Here is a 1,865-nt window from a genome sequence, read left to right on the forward strand (position 1 = left end):
TAGAAAAATATTATTATATTTCATTTTTTTTTATGAATTTTTGGACTATACTATTCTTGTAGATACAAAAAATATTTAAATATAAATCGGGAGGCGGTTTTATGAAATCTAGAAGTCTACTATTATTTTTAATACTATCTTTAACTTTATTTTCAGTAGTATTATCAAATAAAAACAAAAATCGTAAAAACAAAAATGAAAATAAACCAAAAAAAGAAAATATGATTCAGGCAGGAAACGAAAACATCAGAGAAATCTATCTTGCTGGTGGCTGTTTCTGGGGACTTGAGGCATATATGGAAAGAATCGACGGGGTAAAGGATGCTACGGTTGGCTATGCGAATGGTAAAACTGAAAAAACGAGTTACAACATTGTCGCATCAACGGATCACGCAGAAACAGTTCACGTAAAATATGACGCAAACAAAATTTCTTTGAGCAAGCTGCTTAAATATTACTTTCAAGTTGTAGATCCTACTAGCATTAATCAGCAGGGAAATGATAGAGGCAGACAATATAGAACAGGGATTTATTATACTAATCCTAAAGATAAAGAAATTATTTTACAGGAAATTGAAGAAGAGCAGAAAAAATATACAGATAAAATTCAAGTTGAAGTTCAGCCTTTGAAAAATTATATACTCGCAGAAGAATACCATCAGGACTATTTAAGAAAAAATCCTAACGGATATTGCCACATTGATATTACTAAAGCAGATGAAGTTATCATTGATCCAAAAGATTATCCAAAACCAAGTGATGAAGAATTGAAAAAACGGCTTACTCCACTGCAATATAGCGTTACACAGAAAAAAAATACTGAACATTCTTTTTCAAATGAGTACTGGGACAATCATGAAGCTGGAATTTATGTAGACATAACAACAGGAGAGCCATTATTTTCCTCAAAAGATAAATATGATTCTGGCTGTGGCTGGCCAAGTTTTACAAAACCTATTTCAAAAGATGTTGTAACTTATGCAAATGATACAAGTTTTAATATGGTACGTACAGAAGTGCTTAGCCGAAGTGGAAAAGCCCACTTGGGACACGTTTTTGATGATGGACCTAAAGACAAAGGCGGACTTCGTTATTGCATAAACAGTGCTTCAATTAAATTTATCCCATTAAAAGATATGGAAAAAGAGCATTACGGATATTTAATAAAATTAGTTCAGTAAAATGAACAGAATAGGAGATAATTTATGTTTAATCAGCCATTACTCGTAGGAAGCGTATTTTTAGGAGGGGTAGCAAGTTTTCTATCTCCATGTATTCTTCCCATTGTTCCTGTATATTTGGGAATTTTAAGCAAAGGGAAAAAAACTGTACTTAATACCTTTTTATTTATTTTAGGACTTTCGCTCACTTTTGTAAGCATAGGCTTTAGTTTTAGTTTTCTTACAGGAATTTTCTTTAATGACACTGTAAAAGTTTTGGCAGGAATAATTGTAATAATACTAGGATTACATCAGACAGGCATCTTAAAATTTAACTTTTTAGAAAAAAATAAATCTGTAAATTTAAATTTAATTGGGAAAAATTCTTCATTACAGGCTTTTTTGCTAGGACTAACATTTAGTCTAGGATGGACTCCATGTGTAGGCCCTATTCTTGCCTCAGTGCTTACTCTTGCAGGCGAAAAAGGATCTGCTGTCTATGGAGGGTTAATGATGTTTATATATGTCTTAGGGCTCGCCACTCCATTTGTTCTATTTTCCTTTTTCTCTCAGGAACTGCTAAAAAAAGTACGAGCTTTAAATCAATACACAAACTATTTTAAAATTTTTGGAGGATTTCTAATTATATTTATGGGAATTTTGCTAATAATGAATAAGTTTTAGTAATTTTATTTTTTAAATTTT

2 protein-coding genes are annotated in these 1,865 nt (G+C 31.3%); both read left to right on the forward strand.

The genetic code is table 11. The features are described 5' to 3' along the window. Positions 1-101 precede the first annotated feature (101 nt). On the forward strand, positions 102-1,181 hold the full coding sequence (gene msrB, locus Q0370_RS01985) for a peptide-methionine (R)-S-oxide reductase MsrB (protein ID WP_299571394.1): 1,080 nt from the start codon (positions 102-104) through the stop codon (positions 1,179-1,181). A 24-nt stretch (positions 1,182-1,205) separates the two neighbouring features. Further along, complete coding sequence (locus Q0370_RS01990; protein WP_021746273.1) at positions 1,206-1,844, forward strand: cytochrome c biogenesis protein CcdA; 639 nt, start codon at positions 1,206-1,208, stop codon at positions 1,842-1,844. The last annotated feature ends 21 nt before the right edge of the window (positions 1,845-1,865 follow it).

It is taken from the genome of uncultured Leptotrichia sp. (assembly GCF_938036635.1).
GTDB lineage: Bacteria > Fusobacteriota > Fusobacteriia > Fusobacteriales > Leptotrichiaceae > Leptotrichia > Leptotrichia hongkongensis.